Source organism: Citrobacter sp. RHB36-C18, assembly GCF_013814485.1.
GTDB lineage: Bacteria > Pseudomonadota > Gammaproteobacteria > Enterobacterales > Enterobacteriaceae > Citrobacter > Citrobacter braakii.
This window is the reverse complement of the sequence record NZ_CP057125.1, coordinates 503618-524767: the sequence shown is the minus strand read 5'-3', so window position 1 is coordinate 524767 and position 21150 is coordinate 503618. Positions and strand designations below refer to the sequence as shown.

The window sequence follows — 21150 nt, the reverse complement described above, 5'->3', positions numbered from 1 at the left end:
ACAGGACCGATATGTTTACTTTATTGACCAATGCCCGTGTTTTTTCTCCCGAGGATTTAGGCCTCTGCTCCCTGCTCATTCATGCCGACCGAATTGTGGCGGTAGAAAAAGATATTTCCCTGTTTGATGGCGTCGACGAGGTCATCGATTGTCATGGCAAATGGGTTATCCCAGGCATAATCGATCAACATGTCCATCTTACCGGTGGCGGTGGCGAGGCTGGATTTGCCAGCCGAACGCCAGCCGTCAAGCTACGCGATCTGATTCAGGCAGGTATTACCACGGTTGTCGGCGTGTTAGGTACCGATGCCATTTCTCGTTCGCCCAAAGACCTCTACGCCAAAATGCAGTCTCTCAACCTTGAGGGATTACGCGCATTTATGCATACGGGAGCCTACGCGGTACCCAGCCCAACCATTACGCGATCCATCCGCGATGACATGACCTTCATTCCGGCGATTCTTGGCGTCAAAATCGCCCTCGCCGATCACCGTGGTTCTTACCCCTCTTTCCAGGAGTTGCTGAGGATAGTAAGCGATATCCGCGTGGCTTCCCTGCTGGCAGGCAAAAAAGGGTTACTGCATGTACATCTGGGGAATCTGCCGGAAGGGATGTCGCAGCTTATTGAGCTGTGTGATGCAGGCATTCCGATTCACCACATTTCACCGACCCATGTTGCGAGAACAGCGCCCTTGTTCGAACAGGCGATTGCGTTCGCTCATCGTGGCGGCCATATCGACGTTACGTCTGGCGGTAGTCGCTTTATGCCTCAGGAGCAGGCAATCCTCCACGCTCTGGAAGCCCAGGTTCCAGCCGATCGCATCACGATCAGCTCTGATGGTAATGGCAGTGTTCCGCGCTTTAACGCCCAGGGTATTGTGGAAGGCTTAAGCGCGGCACCGGTCGCAGGTAACCTTAATCTTCTTCCTCGCTTGATTGATGTGGGGATCCCGGTGCCACAAGCGATCGCGATGTTGACGGCAAACGTTGCGCGCTCGTTGGGTATTTCCGGCGGCGTGCTCTGCGCCGGGGAACGTGCCGATATCTGTGTACTCAATGATGACCTCTCGCTGGCCCATCTGTTCGCTGCGGGTAAGCCGTTGCTGCGGGATGGCGAGTGCCTGGTTACTGGCAACTTCGAGTAAGGGGGCAAGAATGTCATTATTACTGGCGCTAATTGCCATCATTTTTGCCGGACGTCTGATCCTCAAAAAATATCACCCCCAGTCAGTGTTGCTGTTGACTGGGATTGTGCTGCTGCTTATCGCGCATTTTAGCGGGATGACCACGCTCAGTGACCTGGTGAAAAAAAGCACCGGATTCGGCCCCTTTGATGCCTTTGAGTTTATTCGCGATACCCTGAGCGTGCGCCTCGGCGGCCTTGGGCTGCAAATTATGCTGATTGGTGGTTTCGCTACATATATGTCGGCCATTGGCGCAAGCCAGGTGCTGGTTCGGGTGACATCTCGCCCTTTGCAACGCCTGAACTCACCGTATCTGCTGTTGGGGCTGGCGCTGTTGCTGGGTCAATTCCTGTCGCTGTTTATCAGCAGCGCCACCGGGCTGGGTCTGCTGTTGATGGCGACGCTCTACCCGCTGCTGACCCGTCTTGGCTGTAGCCGCGCTGCCGTTGCCGCCGTTATCGCCAGTACCTGTGCGGTTGAATTTGGTCCCGGTTCCGGCAACTCGGTTCTCGCCGCCAAAACCGCAGGCATCGAGGTGGTGAACTATTTCGTGCAGGATCAGTTGCCGATCGTCGTCCCCGTTATTCTGTTCATCGCCCTGCTACATATTGTTGTGCAACGCTTTTTCGACCATCGGGAAAGCGGTGACGGTGTGGCTCAGCAGATGCAGACATTAACGTCGACCGATGAAACTGAAGCACCGATCGCCTGGCTTTTTCTGCCCATGCTGCCGCTGGTGTTGATGCTGGTGTGCAGTGATTTAGTATTCAGTTCGCTCAAAATTACGCTGGATACCGCCGTACTGATAAGCCTCGCCATTACCCTGGTTTGTGAGTATTGCCGTCATCGTAAGGCGCGCGAGGTGATGGCAGGCGTACAAAAAGTCTTTGACAGCATGGGCAGCGTTTTTGCCACCGTCGTCACGCTGATTATCGCCGGTGAAGTCTTTTCAGCCGGACTGAAAGCCATTGGCGCCGTCGATGCGCTGCTGTCGCTTTCCGGTGAATTTGGCCTCAGCGCCGCCTCTATTATCCTGCTGATGACCCTTATCACCTTTGCAATTTCAGCGCTAATGGGCTCAGGAAATGCGGCGTTTTTCTCCTTCGCCCCGATGGTACCGGACATCAGCCGTCATATCGGTAGCGACATCGCAGTCATGATGTTGCCTATCCAGATATCGGCGGGTATTGGTCGTACGTTATCCCCCATTGCCGGCGTCATCATTGCTATCGCGGGAATTGCAGGCGTCTCACCTGTGGACATTGTTAAGCGCACCGCGATTCCGATGCTGGGCGGTTGGTTACTGATGATTGCGCTGACCTTTGCCCGGTCAGGGCATTTGCTGGCGGTTCTGCCGTGGCTGGCAGTCCTTGTAATATTAATGATCGGTGGTTACTTCTGGCAGCGCCGACATAAACAGTCGCTTCCCGTACAGTAATAAAAAACCGGAGTCCCAGACTCCGGTTTTCACTGTCTTTAGTGATTACACCGCTTTGACGGCATCGGCAATACGGTGAGCGAATTCAGTCACCTGAGCTTCATCTTCACCTTCAACCATCACGCGAATTAACGGTTCTGTACCTGACTTACGCAGCAGAACACGTCCGCGATTGCCCAGTGCAGCTTCAACTTCAGCCATCACCGCTTTCACGTTTTCATGTTCCAGCGGATCGCCGCTACCTGCGGTGTAACGTACGTTAACCAGCAGTTGCGGGAACATTTTCATGCCGCTGCACAGGTCGTGCAAACTCATATGGTTGCGCACCATCGCCGCCAGTACCTGCAGGCCCGCCACGATACCGTCACCGGTGGTGGTTTTGTCCAGCAGGATCACATGGCCTGAGTTTTCAGCACCGATACGCCAGCCTTTTTCCTGCATTTTTTCCAGTACATAGCGGTCGCCGACTTTCGCACGGGCAAACGGAATACCCAACTGTTTCAGGGCCAGCTCGAGGCCCATATTGCTCATCAGCGTGCCTACCGCGCCACCGCGCAGTTGCCCCTGACGCAGGGCTTCACGGGCAATGATGTACATGATCTGATCGCCATCGACCTTATTGCCTTCGTGGTCAACCATAATGACGCGGTCGCCGTCACCATCCAGCGCAATACCCAGATCGGCTTTTTCCGCCATCACGCGCGCCTGCAGGGCGCGGACGTCGGTAGCGCCGACTTCTTCATTGATATTCACACCGTTTGGCTCACAGCCAATAGCAACCACGTTTGCGCCCAGCTCACGCAGTACACTTGGCGCAATATGGTACGTCGCACCATTAGCGCAATCCACCACGATTTTAAGCTCACTCAGACTCAATTCATTCGGGAAGGTGCCTTTGCAAAACTCGATATAACGACCGGCAGCATCAACGATACGGGTAGCTTTACCCAGTTCAGCCGAGTCCACGCAGGTGATCGCTTTTTCCATTTCGGCTTCGATAGCTTCTTCAACCGCATCCGGCAGTTTAGTCCCATCGATGGAGAAGAATTTAATCCCGTTGTCATAGTACGGGTTGTGCGAAGCAGAGATAACAATCCCGGCTTCAGCACGGAAGGTGCGCGTCAGATATGCAACAGCAGGTGTTGGCATTGGGCCTGTGAAAGAAGCCGACAGTCCGGCGGCAGCCAGACCCGCTTCCAGTGCGGACTCCAGCATATAGCCAGAAATACGCGTATCTTTGCCAATAATAATTTTACGTGAACCATGACGTGCCAGCACTTTTCCTGCAGCCCAACCCAGTTTGAGCACAAAGTCAGGGGTAATTGGGGCGTCGCCTACGCGACCACGGATCCCATCGGTGCCAAAATATTTACGATTACTCATAGCGTTTATTTTCCTTTGCAGACAATGTGGCTTCCACCACACGCATCGCTTCTACGGTTTCTTTGACGTCATGGACACGAACGATATGCGCCCCTTGCATTGCGGCAATGACCGCACACGCAAGGCTACCGCTCAGGCGTTCGGATGGCCCCACATTCAGCAACTGGCCAACCATTGATTTTCGTGACATCCCAACCAGCAATGGCAGATTAAAATGATGAAACTCAGCCAAACGTGCCAGTAATGTGTAGTTGTGAGTGAGATTTTTACCGAATCCGAACCCGGGGTCGAGCAACAATTTATCTTTTGTGATTCCAGCCTGCTCGCAACGTGCTATTTGTTCAACAAAGTAACGATTTACATCAGCAAAAACATCCTCGTACTTTGGTGCTTCCTGCATGGTTTTCGGCTGACCCTGCATATGCATCAGACAAACCGGTAATCCGGTTTCTGCTGCGGCTTCCAGCGCCCCAGGCTCCGAAAGTGAGCGAATGTCATTAATGATATGTGCGCCGACTCTGGCGCACTCGCGAATCACTTCTGCTTTTGAAGTATCGACCGAAATCCATACTTCAAAACGTTGAGCAATCGCCTCCACCACCGGGATCACTCGCTGCAACTCTTCTTCCACGCTCACATCGGCCGCGCCTGGACGCGTGGATTCACCACCCACATCAATGATAGTCGCCCCAGCGTTAATCATCAGGTTTGCGTGTTTTACCGCCTCAACCAGAGAGTTGTGCGCACCACCATCGGAAAAGGAATCTGGCGTGACGTTCAATATCCCCATGACGTGTGGATGGCTGAGATCCAGTGAAGACCCCTGAGCAAAGAGTTTCATAGTTTTATCCCTGATAACATCTTGAATATACAAATAAGAAAAACCCCGGGGCAAGCCCCAGGGTTTTAAATTAGAACACGGTCATCATCAACGATAACTTATTTGTCGCCCAGTTGCTCTGACATGGTGCCAGAGTCCGGCGCACGCGGTTCATCAACCGGACGCGGCGCACTCGGCTTGCCGGTGCTGCCAGAGTTGTTGTTAGAAGAACCCGGTTCTTCCCAACCCGCTGGCGGACGTACCTCGCGGCGAGCCATCAGATCATCAATCTGCGGCGCATCGATGGTCTCATATTTCATGAGCGCATCTTTCATCGAGTGCAGAATGTCCATGTTTTCGTTCAGCAGACGACGCGCACGGTCATAGTTACGCTCAATCAGCAGTTTAACTTCCTGATCGATAATACGAGCCGTTTCATCGGACATATGTTTAGCTTTCGCCACAGAACGTCCCAGGAACACTTCGCCTTCTTCTTCAGCGTACAGCAACGGACCGAGTTTCTCGGAGAAGCCCCACTGAGTAACCATGTTACGCGCCAGGTTAGTCGCGACTTTAATGTCGTTCGACGCACCGGTAGAAACATGTTCAACACCGTAGATGATCTCTTCGGCCAGACGACCGCCGTACAGCGTGGAGATCTGACTTTCCAGTTTCTGGCGGCTGGCGCTGATTGCGTCGCCTTCAGGCAGGAAGAAAGTCACACCCAGCGCACGACCGCGCGGGATAATCGTCACTTTGTGCACCGGATCGTGTTCCGGTACCAGGCGACCGATAATCGCGTGGCCTGCTTCGTGATACGCGGTAGATTCTTTCTGCGCTTCCGTCATCACCATGGAGCGACGTTCCGCACCCATCATGATTTTGTCTTTCGCTTTCTCGAATTCAACCATCGATACAACACGCTTGTTGCCACGAGCAGCAAACAGCGCCGCTTCGTTGACCAGGTTCGCGAGATCTGCACCGGAGAAGCCAGGCGTACCACGTGCAATGATTGCCGCATCGATATCCGGAGACAGCGGTACGCGACGCATATGCACTTTCAGGATCTGTTCACGACCGCGGACATCCGGTAGACCAACCACAACCTGACGGTCGAAACGGCCTGGACGCAGCAGCGCAGGGTCAAGAACGTCCGGACGGTTAGTTGCCGCGATAACGATAATGCCTTCGTTACCTTCGAAGCCGTCCATCTCAACCAGCATCTGGTTCAGTGTCTGCTCACGTTCATCGTGACCACCGCCCAGACCTGCACCACGCTGGCGGCCTACGGCGTCGATTTCATCGATGAAGATGATGCACGGTGCCGCTTTCTTGGCTTGTTCGAACATGTCACGCACACGAGATGCACCGACACCCACGAACATTTCCACGAAATCAGAACCGGAAATGGTGAAGAAAGGAACCTTCGCTTCACCTGCGATAGCTTTCGCCAGCAGGGTTTTACCCGTACCCGGAGGACCGACCATCAGGACGCCTTTCGGGATTTTACCGCCCAGCTTCTGGAAACGGCTCGGTTCGCGCAGATACTCAACCAGCTCAGCAACTTCTTCTTTTGCTTCGTCGCAACCAGCAACGTCTGCAAAAGTCGTTTTGATCTGATCTTCCGTCAGCATGCGCGCTTTGCTCTTACCGAACGACATGGCACCTTTGCCACCACCGCCCTGCATTTGACGCATGAAGAAGATCCAGACACCAATCAGCAGCAGCATTGGGAACCAGGAAATGAAGATAGAAGCCAGCAGGCTCGGCTCTTCAGGCGGTTCACCAACAACCTTGACGTTTTTGGTCAGCAGGTTATCAAGCAGCTTCGGATCGTTAACCGGAATGTAGGTCGTGTAACGGTTACTATCTTTCTTGGTAACGTTAATCTCACGTCCGTTGATCTTCGCTTCACGAACCTGGTCCTGATTGACCTCTTGCAGGAAGGTAGAGTAATCAACCTTACGGCCATTAGACTCGCTGGGCCCAAAGCTCTGGAATACTGACATCAGCACAACGGCAATGACCAGCCAGAGAATTAGGTTTTTCGCCATGTCACTCAAGGGATTAACCTCATATTACAACTGTGTTAAAAACAGCGTCAGGATACTCTATATCCAGTTTCTTTCAAACTTTCGTTTGAAATCTACCGGTTATGGTTTACGCCCGGTCGCTACAATATACACTTCACGCGAACGGGCGCGAGAAGAGTCCGGCTTACGAACTTTGACCTTCGTAAACAGGGAGCGAATCTCTCTTAGATACTCATCGAAGCCTTCGCCCTGGAACACCTTCACTACAAAACTACCACCTGGCGCTAATACATCACGAGCCATTCCAAGCGCCAGCTCTACCAGATACATGGCCCGGGGAATATCCACCGCCGGTGTTCCACACATATTTGGCGCCATATCAGACATGACAACTTGTACTTTACTGTCACCTACGCGCTCAAGTAACGCTTTCAGGACTAATTCATCACGAAAGTCGCCCTGAAGGAAGTCCACACCAACGATTGGATCCATAGGTAAAAGATCGCAAGCGATAATGCGGCCAGTGTTGCCGATCTGCGTAACCGCATATTGCGACCAGCCACCGGGTGCAGCACCGAGATCAACAATCGTCATCCCCGGTTTAAAAATTTTGTCACTTTGCTGTATTTCATCAAGTTTAAACCAGGCACGGGAACGTAACCCCTTTTTCTGCGCCTGCTGAACATATTTATCGCTAAAGTGTTCCTGAAGCCAGCGACTTGAGCTGGCAGAACGCTTTTTACCTGTCATTTCACATTCCCAAAGGGCAGTTCATCGTAACCAATGGTGTAAATTTCTACACAGCTATTTGGCGATATATGGGAGATGGCGGTAGAATGACCCGTTTTCAATCCCAACGTAAGCAAAAATATACGATGAATCTGAGTACTAAACAAAAACAGCACCTGAAAGGTCTGGCACATCCGCTCAAGCCTGTAGTTATGCTTGGCAACAATGGTTTGACCGAAGGGGTACTGGCCGAGATTGAACAAGCGTTAGAGCACCATGAACTTATCAAGGTGAAAATCGCCTCGGAAGATCGCGATACTAAAACCTTGATCGTGGAAGCTATCGTACGCGAAACCGGCGCCTGCAATGTACAGGTCATCGGTAAAACGCTGGTACTGTATCGCCCGACTAAAGAACGTAAAATCTCGCTGCCACGCTAAGAATATCCCAAAGTTGCACACGAAGTTTGTGTAAAACGCGGGATTTTCCGCTAGCAGGAGAGCAAAATGCCACGCTCTCTTCGTTGATAAAAGGCCGCTATGCGGCCTTTTTCCTTTCTTTACAATGTATCAACATCTTAACCAAGATGCGAATTACAGGTATTCTACCTTCGTTACTTCATATTCAACTTCACCGCCCGGCGTTTTAATAACCACCACATCATCCTGCTCTTTACCGATCAGGCCACGAGCAATAGGCGAGTTCACCGAAATCAGGTTCTGTTTAAAATCGGCTTCATCATCGCCGACAATACGCCAGGTCTGCTCTTCGTCGTTATCGAGATTCAGCACGGTAACCGTCGCGCCGAAAACTACGCGACCATTGTTCGGCATTTTTGTGACGTCGATAACCTGCGCGTTGGACAGTTTAGCTTCGATATCTTTAATGCGCCCTTCGCAGAAACCCTGCTGTTCGCGCGCCGCGTGATACTCTGCATTTTCTTTCAGGTCGCCATGCTCGCGCGCATCTGCGATAGCGGCAATGATTTCAGGACGGCGCACCGATTTCAGAAAATCCAGTTCTTCGCGCAGTTTTTCAGCACCACGTAAGGTCATTGGGATAGCTTGCATTTGTTATACCTCTTGAACATTCCTGTAGGGGGCGGCTGCTCTCACCCCGGCTGCTAAGCCCACTCTGGCATACGCCATGCCAGAGTCAGAAGCAAAAAAATACCGACCCGGGGCTCAGGGTCCCAGGTCAGCTACAATTCTCTATTTGATGATCATTTTACCCTGGAGTTCCCTATGGGTCATCGTTTACTTTTTGGGGCGTTGCGCCGTAGTATGACGGCCTGTTTCCAGGTTGTTAGCGCGAGATTATGCGATTTTCCAGATTTACCATTGGATTGACTGCCAGTATAGCGTTCAGCGTTCAGGCTGCGAACGTCGACGAGTATATCAATCAGCTCCCTGCCGGGGCCAACCTCGCCCTTATGGTACAGAAGGTTGGCGCACCTGCTCCTGCTATTGATTACCATAGCCAGCAGATGGCGCTGCCGGCCAGTACACAAAAAGTGATCACCGCGCTGGCGGCATTGATTCAGCTCGGGCCTGACTTTCGTTTTAGCACCACGCTTGAGACTAAAGGCAACGTGGAAGGCGGCGTTTTGAAAGGTGACTTAGTGGCGCGATTTGGTGCCGATCCGACGCTAAAACGTCAGGATATTCGCAATATGGTGGCAACCCTGAAAAAATCAGGCGTGACGCAAATTGCCGGAAATGTCATGATCGACACCTCCATTTTCGCCAGCCATGATAAAGCGCCTGGCTGGCCCTGGAACGACATGACGCAGTGTTTTAGCGCACCGCCCGCGGCAGCCATTGTCGATCGTAACTGTTTCTCGGTTTCACTCTATAGCGCGCAAAAACCTAACGATCTCGCCTTTATCCGCGTGGCATCTTACTACCCGGTCACCATGTTCAGTCAGGTGCGTACTCTCGCTCGTGGCTCTGCCGAAGCGCAATATTGTGAACTGGACGTGGTTCCAGGCGATCTCAACCGCTTTACGTTGACCGGATGCCTGCCCCAACGAGCCGATCCGCTGCCGCTGGCATTCGCTATTCAGGACGGCGCCAGCTATGCCGGGGCGATTATCAAAGATGAGCTAAAACAAGCCGGTATCACTTACAGCGGGACTCTGTTGCGCCAGACGCTGGTCAACGAGCCGGGGACCGTGGTAGCCAGTAAGCAGTCGGCGCCGCTGCACGACCTGCTTAAGATTATGCTGAAAAAATCGGACAACATGATTGCTGATACCGTTTTCCGTATGATTGGCCATGCACGATTTAACGTGCCAGGTACCTGGCGAGCAGGTTCTGATGCCGTACGCCAGATTCTGCGTCAGCAAGCGGGTATTGATATCGGCAACACCATTATTGCCGACGGTTCTGGGCTCTCCCGCCATAACCTGATTGCCCCGGCGACCATGATGCAGGTGCTGCAATATATCGCTCAGCACGATAACGAGCTGAACTTTATCACCATGCTGCCGCTGGCAGGCCATGACGGCTCTTTGCAATACCGTGCGGGTCTGCATCAGGCTGGCGTAGATGGCAAAGTATCGGCGAAGACAGGCTCACTGCAGGGGGTCTATAACCTGGCAGGCTTCATCACCACGGCAAGCGGTCAGCGCATGGCATTTGTGCAGTATCTGTCTGGTTATGCTGTAGAGCCAGCTGATCAGCGTAATCGCCGTATTCCACTGGTCCGCTTCGAAAGCCGGTTATACAAGGATATTTATCAGAATAACTGAGTATGTTTGCCGGATGGCAGCGCTAACGCACCTAATCCGGCCTTCTGAAACCTGGAAACAAAACCCCGGCAACATGGCCGGGGTTTTTAATGTGATTAACGCTTGTAGATGAACTCAACGCCTTCTTCGTCGTCTTCGTCCCAATCGTCATCCCAGTCATCTTCTGCTTCGTCTTCGACTTCAGCGAGTTGCTGGCGGTGATAATCATCCCACATGAACTCGACTTTCTCTGGCTGTTTCGCTTCTTCAGCCTGAACAATCGGGTTCTCGATGATAAAGGTCATCACATCCCAGCAGAGATCCTTCACGCCCAACTGGCTGGCGGCGGAGATCAGGTAATATTTACCTTCCCAGCCCAACGCTTCGGCGATCGCTTTCGCTTTCTCTTCCGCTTCAGCCTTGTCCAGCAAATCAATTTTGTTGAACACTAACCAACGCGGTTTAGACGCCAGATCCTGGCTGTATTTTTCAAGCTCGCCAATAATGATACGGGCATTTTCAACCGGATCGGAACCGTCAATCGGATCGATATCAATGAGGTGTAGCAGTACGCGGCAGCGTTCCAGGTGTTTCAGGAAGCGGATACCCAAGCCTGCGCCTTCAGCCGCGCCTTCAATCAGACCCGGAATGTCGGCAACCACGAAGCTCTTTTCGTTGTCCATACGTACCACACCCAGGCTCGGAACCAGAGTGGTGAACGGATAGTCAGCGACTTTCGGCTTCGCCGCGGACACCGCACGGATAAACGTCGATTTACCGGCGTTTGGCATGCCCAGCATCCCCACGTCCGCCAGCAGCATCAGCTCCAGCATCAGATCGCGTTTATCGCCCGGTGTACCCATCGTTTTCTGACGCGGAGTACGGTTGACCGAGGATTTGAAACGGGTGTTGCCCAGACCGTGCCAGCCGCCTTTAGCGACCATCAGACGCTGACCGTGTTTGGTCATGTCGCCCATGGTTTCGCCCGTGCCCTGATCGATTACACGCGTACCTACAGGCACTTTAATCGTGACATCTTTACCACGCTTGCCGGTGCAATCACGGCTCGCGCCATTCTGTCCACGTTCAGCGCGGAATGATTTTTCAAAACGGTAATCAATCAGCGTGTTCAGGTTTTCGTCGGCTTCCAGCCAAACGTCACCACCGTCACCACCGTCTCCACCGTCCGGACCGCCTTTTGGGATGTACTTTTCGCGGCGGAAGCTGACGCAACCATTACCGCCATCACCTGCAACGACCAGAATCGATGCTTCATCAACAAACTTCATTTTACTCTCCGTAAATCATTCGCCTGAGCGGGGCTGCGAAACCACCGTTTCATGCTTACGTAAACCGCCCCAAATTCGATGACCAATGGCGGAATACATCGCGCCCGCAACCACGATAAACGCACCGAGATAACCTAATAGGTTTAGCATCGGTCTGGCGAAGAAATCGGGCCAGGCCAGTGATAATAAATCTGAAAATAACAACGTAAACAGCGGAGTGAGCGTAATAATGGCGCTCACCTGTGCCGCCTGCCAACGCGCCATCGCTTCCGCGAGAGCACCGTATCCTACCAGCGTATTCAGGCCGCAGAATACAAGGCATGCCAGCTGCCAGTCACTGAGCTGCGTGATGACACCGGGTTTAGCCAACGGCAACAACGCAATCGTACATAAAGTGTACAGTAAAAACAGGATCTGCGGTGATGCCAGGCGGCGCAATAACACCTTTTGCGCGACCCCATAGCTCACCCAGACCATCGCCGCACCAACACCAAAGATAACGCCCCAGGTGTAATCGGTGAGACGGGTAAAAATTTCGATCAGACTGGTATTAAAAAACAGAACCAGGCCGCTCAGAAGCATAATGGCGCCAATCACCTGCGTACCGCGCATCTTTTCTTTTAGGATAAAGACGCTGGCAATCATCATACCAACCGGTGACAGCTGACCGATAACCTGCGAAGCCGTTGGGCTCAAATATTGCAAGGATGAACTAAACAGAATGAAGTTACCGAACAACCCACCGGTAGCGATAGCCAACAGGATCAGCCAACGCGCTTTGCGAAAAATACGCAACGGAGGGAGCTTTTTTTTAACCGCAAGAATAGCGCCAAGGCCAATGCTTGCCATTAAAAAACGGTAGAACACCACGGTAGGAGGCTCCATCACCTCCAGCACTTGCTTCATCGCTATTGGCAAAGCGCCCCAACATACTGCCGTTGTGAGTGCTAACAGAATACCAATACCTGCCTGCTGCTTCATGCCGTATTCCCTGCAAGGGCTCGTTTCCGGGTTATCACGGCGCGACGAGCGTATTTACCGGCCGTCGAATGTAAAAAGCCCCGCAACGTGTTGCGGGGCTTTTATCCGTTACCGGGACGCGAAAAACTTATTCAGCAACGATGCTGATGAATTTACGGTTTTTCGGGCCTTTCACTTCAAATTTCACTTTACCGTCTGCTTTAGCAAACAGAGTGTGGTCTTTGCCGCAACCAACGTTGGAACCAGCGTGGAATTTAGTACCACGTTGACGAACGATGATGCTACCAGCCAGAACTGTTTCACCGCCGAAGCGTTTTACGCCCAGACGTTTAGCTTCTGAATCGCGACCGTTACGAGTCGAGCCGCCAGCCTTTTTATGTGCCATTTAATCTGCTCCCCTTAACTTAAGCGCTGATGCCAGTGATTTTTACATCAGTGAACCACTGACGATGGCCCTGCTGCTTACGGTAGTGTTTACGACGACGAAACTTAACAATTTTAACTTTCTCGCCACGACCGTGAGCAACAACTTCAGCTTTGATAACGCCGCCATCAACGAAAGGAACGCCGATTTTGACTTCTTCACCGTTTGCGATCATCAGAACTTCTGCGAATTCAACAGATTCGCCAGTTGCGATGTCCAGCTTTTCCAGGCGAACGGTCTGACCTTCGCTTACTCGGTGTTGTTTACCACCACTTTGGAAAACCGCGTACATAAAAAACTCCGCTTCCGCGCACACCTTTTTGATGATTCAGAGTGCGCTATAAATATTCACAATAGGGCGCGAATATTACGCAAAACGCGAGCCTTTGACAAGTGCTACGTCAATACATGAAGAAAAAAAACACAACACGTACGGTAACGTTTATCTATGGCGTTTTTTCAGTACAATCAGCATATATTTATAACCCTAAACCCGACGTTACCTTCCGATACAGTGAGGTAATCGGGGCGAGAAGCCCGGCTTTTGCGATGAATTTAGAAAAAATCAATGAGTTAACCGCGCAAGATATGGCGGGGGTCAATGCGACAATCCTTGAACAGCTCAATTCCGACGTGCAGCTGATCAATCAACTGGGGTACTACATCGTTAGCGGCGGCGGAAAACGCATTCGCCCAATGATCGCCGTACTCGCCGCGCGTGCAGTTGGCTACCAGCAAAATGCACACGTTACGATTGCAGCCCTCATCGAGTTTATCCACACCGCGACCCTGTTGCACGACGATGTTGTGGATGAGTCCGACATGCGCCGCGGAAAAGCCACGGCGAATGCGGCGTTTGGCAATGCGGCCAGCGTGCTGGTCGGCGATTTTATCTATACCCGCGCTTTTCAGATGATGACCAGCCTCGGTTCGCTGAAAGTGCTGGAAGTCATGTCGAAAGCGGTCAACGTCATCGCCGAAGGTGAAGTCTTACAGTTGATGAACGTCAACGACCCGGACATCACTGAAGAAAACTATATGCGCGTTATCTACAGTAAGACCGCGCGTTTGTTTGAAGCGGCTGCCCAATGCTCTGGCATTCTGGCTGGTTGCAGCGAAGAACAAGAGAAAGGGTTGCAGGATTATGGCCGTTATCTCGGTACTGCTTTCCAGTTAATTGACGATTTGCTGGATTACAACGCGGATGGTGAGCAACTGGGTAAAAACGTCGGTGATGACCTCAACGAGGGCAAACCAACGCTGCCGCTGCTGCATGCCATGCGCCACGGCACCCCTGAACAAGCACAAATGATCCGCCAGGCTATTGAGCAGGGTAATGGCCGTCACCTTCTGGAGCCTGTTCTGGAAGCGATGAACGCCTGTGGTTCCCTGGAGTGGACTCGCCAACGTGCAGAAGAAGAGGCTGATAAGGCCATCGCTGCGCTGCAGGTACTGCCTGATACGCCGTGGAGAGAAGCGCTGATTGGTCTGGCGCATATCGCCGTACAGCGCGACCGTTGATACCCTGCGGCATCTTTCATCATCCCGTGCCCTGCACGGGATGCTTTTATAAATTCCAATAAACACGTCCCCCTCTCCAGCAACCTTCGCATAAATTTGGCATATTCTGAATATACTCACACTTTACATGAACATTTTAGAACATTCGTTCTCCGGGCGTTATAGTATCTCCACAACCGATCGTGGAACCATAAGTCGATAACCAAAGGAGAGATGAGTTTATGGAAAACAAGCTGATTGACTGGCATCCGGCCGATATCATCGCCGGACTGCGCAAGAAAGGGACCTCAATGGCCGCTGAATCACGTAAAAATGGATTAAGCTCATCAACGCTGGCCAATGCGTTAACACGCCCATGGCCAAAAGGTGAGTTGATTATCGCCCGATCGTTGGGAACCGACCCGTGGGTGATTTGGCCGTCACGCTATCACGATGCAAAAACACATGAGTTTATCGACAGAACGCGGATGATGAGGGGACGCAAAGAGAAACAGAATCCTGAATGAACACTGATGAGTAGTAACCCCCGGTTCACAGAACTGGGGGTTACAAGAGACGTAGACGATTACTCGCCTTTCACGCGCTCAATGTTTGCGCCCAGCGCGCGCAGTTTATCTTCGATGCGCTCATAGCCGCGATCGATGTGATAAATACGATCGACTACCGTCGTACCTTCAGCAATACACCCTGCCAGCACGAGGCTTGCAGATGCGCGCAGATCGGTCGCCATAACCTGTGCGCCGGAGAGCGTTTCCACGCCGTGGCAAATCACGGTATTGCTTTCGATTTCTGCGTGAGCGCCCATACGGCTCAGCTCAGGCACGTGCATAAAGCGGTTCTCAAACACGGTTTCCGTGATGAAACCCGTCCCTTCTGCCACCAGGTTCAGCAACGTGAACTGGGCCTGCATATCGGTAGGGAACGCCGGGTGCGGTGCCGTGCGCACATTGACCGCTTTCGGACGTTTACCGTGCATATCCAGGCTGATCCAGTCGTCACCAACTTCGATATCCGCTCCCGCATCACGCAGCTTCGCCAGAACGGCATCCAGCGTGTCAGGTTGTGCATTGCGGCAGATAATTTTGCCGCGAGAAATTGCCGCTGCGACCAGGAAAGTACCGGTTTCGATGCGGTCAGGCAGAACGCGATACACACCGCCGCCGAGGCGCTCAACGCCTTCGATGGTAATACGATCGGTACCCTGGCCTGTGATTTTTGCGCCCAGCGCAATCAGGAAGTTCGCGGTATCCACGATCTCCGGTTCACGCGCGGCGTTTTCGATGATGGTAGTGCCTTCGGCAAGCGTTGCTGCGCACATGATAGTGACCGTCGCGCCGACGCTCACTTTGTCCATGACGATATGTGCGCCTTTCAGGCGGCCATCAACTGACGCTTTCACATAGCCTTCTTCAAGCTTAATAGTCGCGCCTAACTGCTCCAGACCAGTAATGTGCAGGTCAACCGGACGCGCGCCGATGGTGCAGCCGCCCGGCAGTGAAACCTGGCCCTGGCCAAAGCGGGCAACCAGCGGCCCAAGCGCCCAGATGGATGCACGCATGGTTTTGACCAGATCGTACGGCGCACAGAAGACGTTCACGTCACGTGCATCAATGTGCACAGAACCATTACGCTCAACTTTCGCCCCCAACTGGCTCAGCAGCTTCATTGAGGTGTCAACATCCTTCAGTTTCGGGACGTTCTGGATCTCTACAGGTTCTTCAGCCAGCAGCGCCGCAAACAGGATCGGCAGCGCGGCGTTTTTAGCGCCTGAAATTGTGACTTCGCCCTGGAGCTTGGTTGGCCCCTGAACACGAAATTTATCCATTATTCTGTTCTCTGTTAAGAATTTATCTTCGCTACCGGCATATCACCCGTAGCTCAAAAACCGTTAAGTTTGCGATCGCGCGCCCATTCCGCTGGAGTAAACGCCTTAATCGACACGGCATGAATGCGGTTGTCCGCAATGTACTCCATCAACGGGCCATAGACCGATTGCTGTTTCTTGACCCGGCTCATGCCTTCAAACATCTCACCCACGGCAATAACCTGAAAGTGACTGCCGTCGCCAGAAACGTGGACTTCCTGGAGGGAGAGTGCATTCATCAGCACGCTCTGAATTTCATTATTTTCCATGGGCTCTTCATTCGTCAGATAGTGAAAACAGCCCAACATCTTAGAGCAAAGTGGCGCTGTCATAAATAAGCAAAAAGCCCCGCTGATAAATCAGACAAGGCTTTAGTGGCAGATCCCCCGCAGAGGATTTGCCGGATGGCGGCACAAGACCTTATCCGGCTTACAAAAATTAACGCGGAAGAACGTCGTCAGGCAAATTGTAAAGCTGCGCCAGCGTGTACACTTTATCGTTAACGCCAGCGAGCGAAACGCTGTTCCCCTGCTGCTTGCCCTCATTAATCAGGTGCAGCAGTAATGCCAGACCACCGGTATCCACCCGGGAAATCTGGTTCAGGTCGATGCAGGATACCCCTTTCATCGCCTCAACTCGCGCATCCCATAATGGGTTTAACACGTCCTGATCCAGCTCTCCCACCAGCACCAGCTTGTCGCCTTCACGCATCCAGGTGAGTGACTGCGTCATTATTTTTTCTCTTCCAGCGTGATTTTCTGCTGAGAAATAGATTTCAGCTGTGCCGTCAGGCCATCAATACCTTTCGTACGCAGCAGGTCGCTCCACTCATTCTGTTTGGTGGTGATCATACTTACGCCTTCAGCAATCATGTCATACGCCTGCCAGTTACCCGTCTGGGAATTTTTACGCCACTGGAAATCCAGACGTACCGGAGGACGACCGTTTGGATCGATGATGGTTACGCGGATAGGCACGATGGTCGCATCACCCAGCGGCTGCTCAGGGGCAATCTGATAGGTCTGGCCGTGGTACATCGCCAGCGCCTGACCGTAAGCCTGCTTCAGATATTCACGGAATGCGGCGAAATAGGCGTCACGCTGAGCCGGTGTCGCATCTTTGTAGTAGCGGCCCAGTACCAGTGCGCCTGCATACTTAACTTGCACGTAAGGCAGCAGTTCCTGATCGACCACCTGACGCAGGTAATCCGGGTTGGAACGGATTTTAGGTTGCTCGTTCTTCAGACGGTCAAACGTCTTCTGCGCCGCCTCATCCATCAGTTTGTACGGGTTCGTCTGGTCCGCTGCGGTTGCCGCGCTAAGTGGAGCAATCACCAGCATAGCCACCATCATCAATCGTTTAAACATACGTCGATTCTCCTGAGATTATTTCGTTGCGCCCGCAGGCGTAGTGGCTTCATTATTGCCTTCAGTTGCGGCTGGCGCATCGCCAGAATTCTTATTGTCATCACCTTTACTGTTGCTGTTGTAAAGGAACTGACCAATCATATCTTCCAGCACCATCGCAGATTTCGTGTCCTGAATCGTACCGCCATCTTTGAGGATAGACGTTCCCAGCTCAGGATCTTCAAAACCTACGTTCAATGCCAGATACTGTTCGCCCAACAGACCGGAAGTACGGATGCTCAGAGAACTGGTGTCAGGAATATGGTTAAAACGCGATTCAATTTCCAGCGTCACGCGCGGCAGGTACGTTTTCTGATCTAACGAGATGTCCGATACGCGTCCTACCACGACCCCGCCAATCCGCACCGGAGAGCGCTCTCTCAGACCGCCGATATTATCAAAGGTCGCATAAATCGTATAAGTCGGTTCAGTACGCATTGAGGTGACGTTCGCCGCCTTCAGGCAGACAAACAGCGCGGCCAGCAGCGCAACCAGCAGGAATAACCCGACCCAAATTTCATTTTTTTTCGTTTGCATGAACTCAATTCCCAAACATCAGTGCGGTCAGCACAAAATCCAGCCCCAGAACGGCAAGAGAGGCGTGCACTACGGTGCGTGTCGTTGCCCGGCTAATCCCGGCAGAGGTCGGGATAGCATCATAACCATTGAACAATGCAATCCAGGTGACCGTAATGGCAAACACCACGCTCTTAATCAGACAGTTGACCAGATCCAGACGCCAGTCGACGGCATTTTGCATAGCCGACCAGAAAAAGCCTGCATCAATACCTTTCCAGCTTACGCCAACCAACGACCCACCCCAGATCCCCACCGCGACAAATATAATCGTCAGCAGCGGCAATGAAATGACACCGGCCCAAAAACGTGGGGAGATCACTCGGCGCAGTGGATCGACGGCCATCATTTCCAGGCTGGAAAGCTGCTCGGTCGCCCGCATCAGGCCAATCTCTGCGGTTAAGGCCGATCCGGCCCGCCCGGCAAACAATAGCGCCGCAACCACCGGCCCCAGCTCACGTAGCAATGACAGCGCCACCAGCATACCGAGGCTGGTTTCCGCACTGTAGGTCGTCAGCACCAGGTATCCCTGCAACCCCAGCACCATGCCGATGAACACGCCAGAAACAATAATGATCAGCATCGATAAGACACCGACATTATAGAGCTGGCGTATCAGCAGCGGCGCATGTTTGCGAAACTCCGGCTTGCCGACAACTGCATTGAACAACATTAATCCGGCTCGCCCGAACGTCCTGAGGGTTTTTATTCCCCGATGTCCGAGTGATGCCAGCGCATTTAACAACATGGGTGGCTTAACTCCCTGTTTTGAGTAAATCGATGTGGTAGTCGCCCGCCGGGTAACGGAACGGAACCGGTCCATCGGCAATGCCATCGAGGAACTGACGCACACGCGGATCGGCATTTTCTTGCAGCGCCTGAGCACTACCGTAGGCCACTATTTTTTTGTCCGCCATAATATAGGCGTAATCCGCAATACTCAGCACTTCTGGCACATCATGGGAAACCACCACGCAGGTGACGCCCAGCGCGCTGTTCAGTTCAGAAATCAGCTTCACCAGCACGCCCATGGTGATGGGATCCTGGCCGACGAACGGCTCATCAAACATAATAAGGTCTGGCTCCAGCGCGATAGCACGTGCTAACGCGGCACGACGCGCCATCCCACCGGATAATTCAGAAGGCATTAATTTTGCCGCGCCCCGCAGGCCAACGGCCTCGAGCTTCATCATTACCGTGCTTTTCAGCAGCGGCGCAGGCAGCGTTGTATGCTCGCGCAACGGGTATGCAACGTTGTCAAACACATTCATATCAGTAAACAGCGCACCAGACTGGAATAGCATGCTCATGCGCTTACGCACGGTAAATAAACGCGAACGGGACATGGCCGGGACATTTTCGCCGTCAAACAGGATCTCGCCCTTATCGGGGGAGATTTGTCCGCCGATCAGACGCAACAGCGTCGTTTTGCCGATGCCTGATGGCCCCATGATCGCCGTCACCTTACCACGCGGCACCGTCAGGGAAATATTATCAAAGATGCAGCGGTCGCCTCGGGAAAAGCTGACATCGCGCATATCGATTAGATTCGCCACAGACTGACCCATTGATTCATCCTTTACTATTGCCTCGTTGATCGAAGAGTTTGGCGCTCAATTTAGCCCTGAACCCAACATATTTACAGATTATTACCTGTCCTGGTTAGCGAAAGCTGGCATTTGTTTTACTTTTTAGCCGCATAAAGTCAAAATTAAGAATTCGTGACGGCTTCCAGAAATCCTTCAAGTGGACCGGCGAGTATACCTGAAGAAAGGACTTTAGATGCTTTTAGCGACGGCGCTGTTAATAATTGGTTTACTTCTGGTGGTCTACGGTGCCGACCGACTGGTATTTGCCGCATCCATTTTATGTCGAAACTTCGGTATTCCCCCCATTATCATCGGGATGACCGTGGTCAGCATTGGTACATCGTTACCCGAGATAATTGTCTCCGTTGCCGCATCGATGAACGGGCAGCTTGATTTAGCCGTCGGTACCGCCATCGGCTCTAACATTACCAACATTCTGCTTATTTTAGGCCTGTCGGCGCTGATTCATCCTTTTACCGTGCATTCTGATGTTCTGCGTCGTGAATTACCGCTAATGTTGCTGGTAAGCATCTTAGCCGCATCGGTCCTGTATGACGGGCAATTGAGTCGCAGCGATGGTTTCTTTCTTCTGCTTCTGGCCGTGCTATGGCTGTTATTCATTGTTAAAATCGCCCGTCTGGCTGAGCGACAAGGTAACGACAGCCTGACCCGCGAGCAAATCGCGGAACTGCCGCGCGAAGGCGGGTTACCGGTCGCGTTTTTGTGGTTGGGTATTGCGCTAATTATTATGCCAATGGCAACGCGTATGGTGGTAGATAACGCAACCGTACTGGCGAACTACTTCGCCATGAGCGAACTCACCATCGGGCTGACGGTTGTCGCCATTGGTACCAGCCTGCCGGAGCTGGCAACGGCAATTGCGGGTCTGCGTAAAGGTGAAAACGATATTGCCGTCGGCAACATCATCGGCGCGAACATTTTTAATATTGTTATCGTCCTCGGACTGCCGGCGCTGATTACGCCGGGGGAAGTCAATCCGATGGCCTTCACCCGTGACTATAGCGTCATGCTGCTGGTGAGCGTAATTTTTGCACTACTCTGCTGGCGACGTCCGCGCCAGATTGGTCGCGGCGCGGGTGTGCTGCTGACCGGCGGTTTTATCATATGGCTGGCGATGCTGTATTGGTTATCGCCACTTCTCGTTGGATAACTGGAAACGCA

The 21150-nt window shown here is 52.5% G+C and carries 23 protein-coding genes; 7 read left to right on the top strand and 16 right to left on the bottom strand.

Going from position 1 to position 21150, the window contains the following annotated elements:
• The first annotated feature begins 11 nt into the window (after window positions 1–11).
• A complete protein-coding gene (gene iadA / locus HVZ52_RS02555; RefSeq protein WP_016154669.1) occupies window positions 12–1145 on the top strand; it encodes a beta-aspartyl-peptidase in 1134 nt (377 codons plus the stop codon).
• A 10-nt stretch (window positions 1146–1155) separates the two neighbouring features.
• Window positions 1156–2622: a C4-dicarboxylate transporter DcuC gene (dcuC, locus tag HVZ52_RS02550; protein ID WP_019077781.1), complete on the top strand. Its 1467-nt coding sequence runs from the start codon at window positions 1156–1158 to the stop codon at window positions 2620–2622.
• Window positions 2623–2667: 45 nt separating this feature from the next.
• On the opposite strand, the gene glmM is transcribed toward dcuC, so the two are convergent.
• From glmM to rlmE, 4 genes are all read right to left on the bottom strand, one after another.
• Entirely contained in the window at window positions 2668–4005 is a 1338-nt protein-coding gene (glmM, locus tag HVZ52_RS02545) for a phosphoglucosamine mutase (protein WP_169329727.1), read from the bottom strand.
• On the bottom strand, window positions 3998–4846 hold the full coding sequence (gene folP, locus HVZ52_RS02540) for a dihydropteroate synthase (RefSeq protein WP_103767066.1): 849 nt from the start codon (window positions 4844–4846) through the stop codon (window positions 3998–4000). Before folP ends, glmM begins: the two co-directional genes overlap by 8 nt.
• 98 nt (window positions 4847–4944) lie before the next feature.
• Window positions 4945–6879, bottom strand: coding sequence for an ATP-dependent zinc metalloprotease FtsH (gene ftsH / locus HVZ52_RS02535; RefSeq protein WP_019077783.1), 1935 nt, complete (start codon window positions 6877–6879; stop codon window positions 4945–4947).
• Window positions 6880–6978: 99 nt separating this feature from the next.
• Window positions 6979–7608, bottom strand: a complete 630-nt coding sequence (gene rlmE, locus HVZ52_RS02530; RefSeq protein ID WP_003025015.1) for a 23S rRNA (uridine(2552)-2'-O)-methyltransferase RlmE — start codon at window positions 7606–7608, stop codon at window positions 6979–6981.
• Between the two features lie 125 nt (window positions 7609–7733).
• Between rlmE and yhbY the strand changes: the two genes are divergently transcribed.
• Window positions 7734–8027, top strand: a complete 294-nt coding sequence (yhbY, locus tag HVZ52_RS02525) for a ribosome assembly RNA-binding protein YhbY (RefSeq protein WP_003025016.1) — start codon at window positions 7734–7736, stop codon at window positions 8025–8027.
• Window positions 8028–8180: 153 nt separating this feature from the next.
• Here yhbY and greA read toward each other — a convergent pair whose 3' ends face one another.
• Window positions 8181–8657 (bottom strand): transcription elongation factor GreA, encoded by a 477-nt coding sequence (gene greA / locus HVZ52_RS02520; protein ID WP_016154674.1) that lies wholly within the window; start codon window positions 8655–8657, stop codon window positions 8181–8183.
• Window positions 8658–8905: 248 nt separating this feature from the next.
• Between greA and dacB the strand changes: the two genes are divergently transcribed.
• Window positions 8906–10339, top strand: a complete 1434-nt coding sequence (gene dacB / locus HVZ52_RS02515) for a serine-type D-Ala-D-Ala carboxypeptidase (protein WP_181598822.1) — start codon at window positions 8906–8908, stop codon at window positions 10337–10339.
• A 95-nt stretch (window positions 10340–10434) separates the two neighbouring features.
• Here dacB and cgtA read toward each other — a convergent pair whose 3' ends face one another.
• The 4 genes from cgtA to rplU form a co-directional block, all read right to left on the bottom strand.
• On the bottom strand, window positions 10435–11607 hold the full coding sequence (gene cgtA, locus HVZ52_RS02510) for an Obg family GTPase CgtA (protein WP_016154676.1): 1173 nt from the start codon (window positions 11605–11607) through the stop codon (window positions 10435–10437).
• Between the two features lie 15 nt (window positions 11608–11622).
• Window positions 11623–12588: a DMT family transporter gene (locus HVZ52_RS02505; RefSeq protein WP_016154677.1), complete on the bottom strand. Its 966-nt coding sequence runs from the start codon at window positions 12586–12588 to the stop codon at window positions 11623–11625.
• A gap of 127 nt (window positions 12589–12715) precedes the next feature.
• Entirely contained in the window at window positions 12716–12973 is a 258-nt protein-coding gene (gene rpmA, locus HVZ52_RS02500) for a 50S ribosomal protein L27 (RefSeq protein ID WP_003025030.1), read from the bottom strand.
• Between the two features lie 19 nt (window positions 12974–12992).
• Window positions 12993–13304 carry a 50S ribosomal protein L21 gene (gene rplU / locus HVZ52_RS02495; RefSeq protein WP_003025032.1) on the bottom strand — a complete coding sequence of 104 codons (312 nt, stop codon included), beginning with the start codon at window positions 13302–13304 and terminating at the stop codon, window positions 12993–12995.
• A gap of 257 nt (window positions 13305–13561) precedes the next feature.
• On the opposite strand from rplU, the gene ispB reads away from it, so the two are divergent.
• Window positions 13562–14533, top strand: coding sequence for an octaprenyl diphosphate synthase (ispB, locus tag HVZ52_RS02490; protein WP_046276012.1), 972 nt, complete (start codon window positions 13562–13564; stop codon window positions 14531–14533).
• A gap of 221 nt (window positions 14534–14754) precedes the next feature.
• Complete coding sequence (gene sfsB, locus HVZ52_RS02485) at window positions 14755–15039, top strand: DNA-binding transcriptional regulator SfsB (protein WP_016154679.1); 285 nt, start codon at window positions 14755–14757, stop codon at window positions 15037–15039.
• Between the two features lie 59 nt (window positions 15040–15098).
• Here sfsB and murA read toward each other — a convergent pair whose 3' ends face one another.
• The 7 genes from murA to mlaF all read right to left on the bottom strand — a co-directional run bounded on the left by murA (window position 15099) and on the right by mlaF (window position 19947).
• Entirely contained in the window at window positions 15099–16358 is a 1260-nt protein-coding gene (murA, locus tag HVZ52_RS02480; protein ID WP_003839949.1) for a UDP-N-acetylglucosamine 1-carboxyvinyltransferase, read from the bottom strand.
• Between the two features lie 53 nt (window positions 16359–16411).
• Window positions 16412–16666, bottom strand: a complete 255-nt coding sequence (ibaG, locus tag HVZ52_RS02475) for a BolA family iron metabolism protein IbaG (RefSeq protein WP_003025040.1) — start codon at window positions 16664–16666, stop codon at window positions 16412–16414.
• Window positions 16667–16835: 169 nt separating this feature from the next.
• Complete coding sequence (mlaB, locus tag HVZ52_RS02470) at window positions 16836–17129, bottom strand: lipid asymmetry maintenance protein MlaB (RefSeq protein WP_016154680.1); 294 nt, start codon at window positions 17127–17129, stop codon at window positions 16836–16838.
• On the bottom strand, window positions 17129–17764 hold the full coding sequence (gene mlaC / locus HVZ52_RS02465) for a phospholipid-binding protein MlaC (protein ID WP_016154681.1): 636 nt from the start codon (window positions 17762–17764) through the stop codon (window positions 17129–17131). The genes mlaB and mlaC overlap by 1 nt, the downstream gene beginning before the upstream one ends.
• Before the next feature lie 18 nt (window positions 17765–17782).
• The gene (gene mlaD, locus HVZ52_RS02460) at window positions 17783–18340 is read right to left on the bottom strand and encodes an outer membrane lipid asymmetry maintenance protein MlaD (RefSeq protein WP_016154682.1); all 558 of its coding nucleotides are present in this window, start codon (window positions 18338–18340) and stop codon (window positions 17783–17785) included.
• 4 nt (window positions 18341–18344) lie between these two features.
• Entirely contained in the window at window positions 18345–19127 is a 783-nt protein-coding gene (gene mlaE / locus HVZ52_RS02455; protein WP_003025053.1) for a lipid asymmetry maintenance ABC transporter permease subunit MlaE, read from the bottom strand.
• 7 nt (window positions 19128–19134) lie between these two features.
• Window positions 19135–19947: a phospholipid ABC transporter ATP-binding protein MlaF gene (gene mlaF / locus HVZ52_RS02450; RefSeq protein ID WP_016154683.1), complete on the bottom strand. Its 813-nt coding sequence runs from the start codon at window positions 19945–19947 to the stop codon at window positions 19135–19137.
• A 214-nt stretch (window positions 19948–20161) separates the two neighbouring features.
• Between mlaF and HVZ52_RS02445 the strand changes: the two genes are divergently transcribed.
• Window positions 20162–21139 (top strand): calcium/sodium antiporter, encoded by a 978-nt coding sequence (locus HVZ52_RS02445; RefSeq protein ID WP_181598821.1) that lies wholly within the window; start codon window positions 20162–20164, stop codon window positions 21137–21139.
• The last annotated feature ends 11 nt before the right edge of the window (window positions 21140–21150 follow it).

What these genes read in the sequence shown, in the direction of transcription:
- rplU (WP_003025032.1), bottom strand. Translation starts at nt 13,304, where the DNA reads ATGTACGCGGTTTTCCAAAGTGGTGGTAAACAACACCGAGTAAGCGAA.
- mlaC (WP_016154681.1), bottom strand. Translation starts at nt 17,764, where the DNA reads ATGTTTAAACGATTGATGATGGTGGCTATGCTGGTGATTGCTCCACTT.
- mlaF (WP_016154683.1), bottom strand. Translation starts at nt 19,947, where the DNA reads ATGGGTCAGTCTGTGGCGAATCTAATCGATATGCGCGATGTCAGCTTT.
- greA (WP_016154674.1), bottom strand. Translation starts at nt 8,657, where the DNA reads ATGCAAGCTATCCCAATGACCTTACGTGGTGCTGAAAAACTGCGCGAA.
- ibaG (WP_003025040.1), bottom strand. Translation starts at nt 16,666, where the DNA reads ATGGAAAATAATGAAATTCAGAGCGTGCTGATGAATGCACTCTCCCTC.
- folP (WP_103767066.1), bottom strand. Translation starts at nt 4,846, where the DNA reads ATGAAACTCTTTGCTCAGGGGTCTTCACTGGATCTCAGCCATCCACAC.
- ispB (WP_046276012.1), top strand. Translation starts at nt 13,562, where the DNA reads ATGAATTTAGAAAAAATCAATGAGTTAACCGCGCAAGATATGGCGGGG.
- cgtA (WP_016154676.1), bottom strand. Translation starts at nt 11,607, where the DNA reads ATGAAGTTTGTTGATGAAGCATCGATTCTGGTCGTTGCAGGTGATGGC.
- glmM (WP_169329727.1), bottom strand. Translation starts at nt 4,005, where the DNA reads ATGAGTAATCGTAAATATTTTGGCACCGATGGGATCCGTGGTCGCGTA.
- ftsH (WP_019077783.1), bottom strand. Translation starts at nt 6,879, where the DNA reads ATGGCGAAAAACCTAATTCTCTGGCTGGTCATTGCCGTTGTGCTGATG.
- iadA (WP_016154669.1), top strand. Translation starts at nt 12, where the DNA reads ATGTTTACTTTATTGACCAATGCCCGTGTTTTTTCTCCCGAGGATTTA.
- dcuC (WP_019077781.1), top strand. Translation starts at nt 1,156, where the DNA reads ATGTCATTATTACTGGCGCTAATTGCCATCATTTTTGCCGGACGTCTG.
- sfsB (WP_016154679.1), top strand. Translation starts at nt 14,755, where the DNA reads ATGGAAAACAAGCTGATTGACTGGCATCCGGCCGATATCATCGCCGGA.
- rlmE (WP_003025015.1), bottom strand. Translation starts at nt 7,608, where the DNA reads ATGACAGGTAAAAAGCGTTCTGCCAGCTCAAGTCGCTGGCTTCAGGAA.
- yhbY (WP_003025016.1), top strand. Translation starts at nt 7,734, where the DNA reads ATGAATCTGAGTACTAAACAAAAACAGCACCTGAAAGGTCTGGCACAT.
- HVZ52_RS02445 (WP_181598821.1), top strand. Translation starts at nt 20,162, where the DNA reads ATGCTTTTAGCGACGGCGCTGTTAATAATTGGTTTACTTCTGGTGGTC.
- dacB (WP_181598822.1), top strand. Translation starts at nt 8,906, where the DNA reads ATGCGATTTTCCAGATTTACCATTGGATTGACTGCCAGTATAGCGTTC.
- mlaE (WP_003025053.1), bottom strand. Translation starts at nt 19,127, where the DNA reads ATGTTGTTAAATGCGCTGGCATCACTCGGACATCGGGGAATAAAAACC.
- HVZ52_RS02505 (WP_016154677.1), bottom strand. Translation starts at nt 12,588, where the DNA reads ATGAAGCAGCAGGCAGGTATTGGTATTCTGTTAGCACTCACAACGGCA.
- murA (WP_003839949.1), bottom strand. Translation starts at nt 16,358, where the DNA reads ATGGATAAATTTCGTGTTCAGGGGCCAACCAAGCTCCAGGGCGAAGTC.
- mlaD (WP_016154682.1), bottom strand. Translation starts at nt 18,340, where the DNA reads ATGCAAACGAAAAAAAATGAAATTTGGGTCGGGTTATTCCTGCTGGTT.
- mlaB (WP_016154680.1), bottom strand. Translation starts at nt 17,129, where the DNA reads ATGACGCAGTCACTCACCTGGATGCGTGAAGGCGACAAGCTGGTGCTG.
- rpmA (WP_003025030.1), bottom strand. Translation starts at nt 12,973, where the DNA reads ATGGCACATAAAAAGGCTGGCGGCTCGACTCGTAACGGTCGCGATTCA.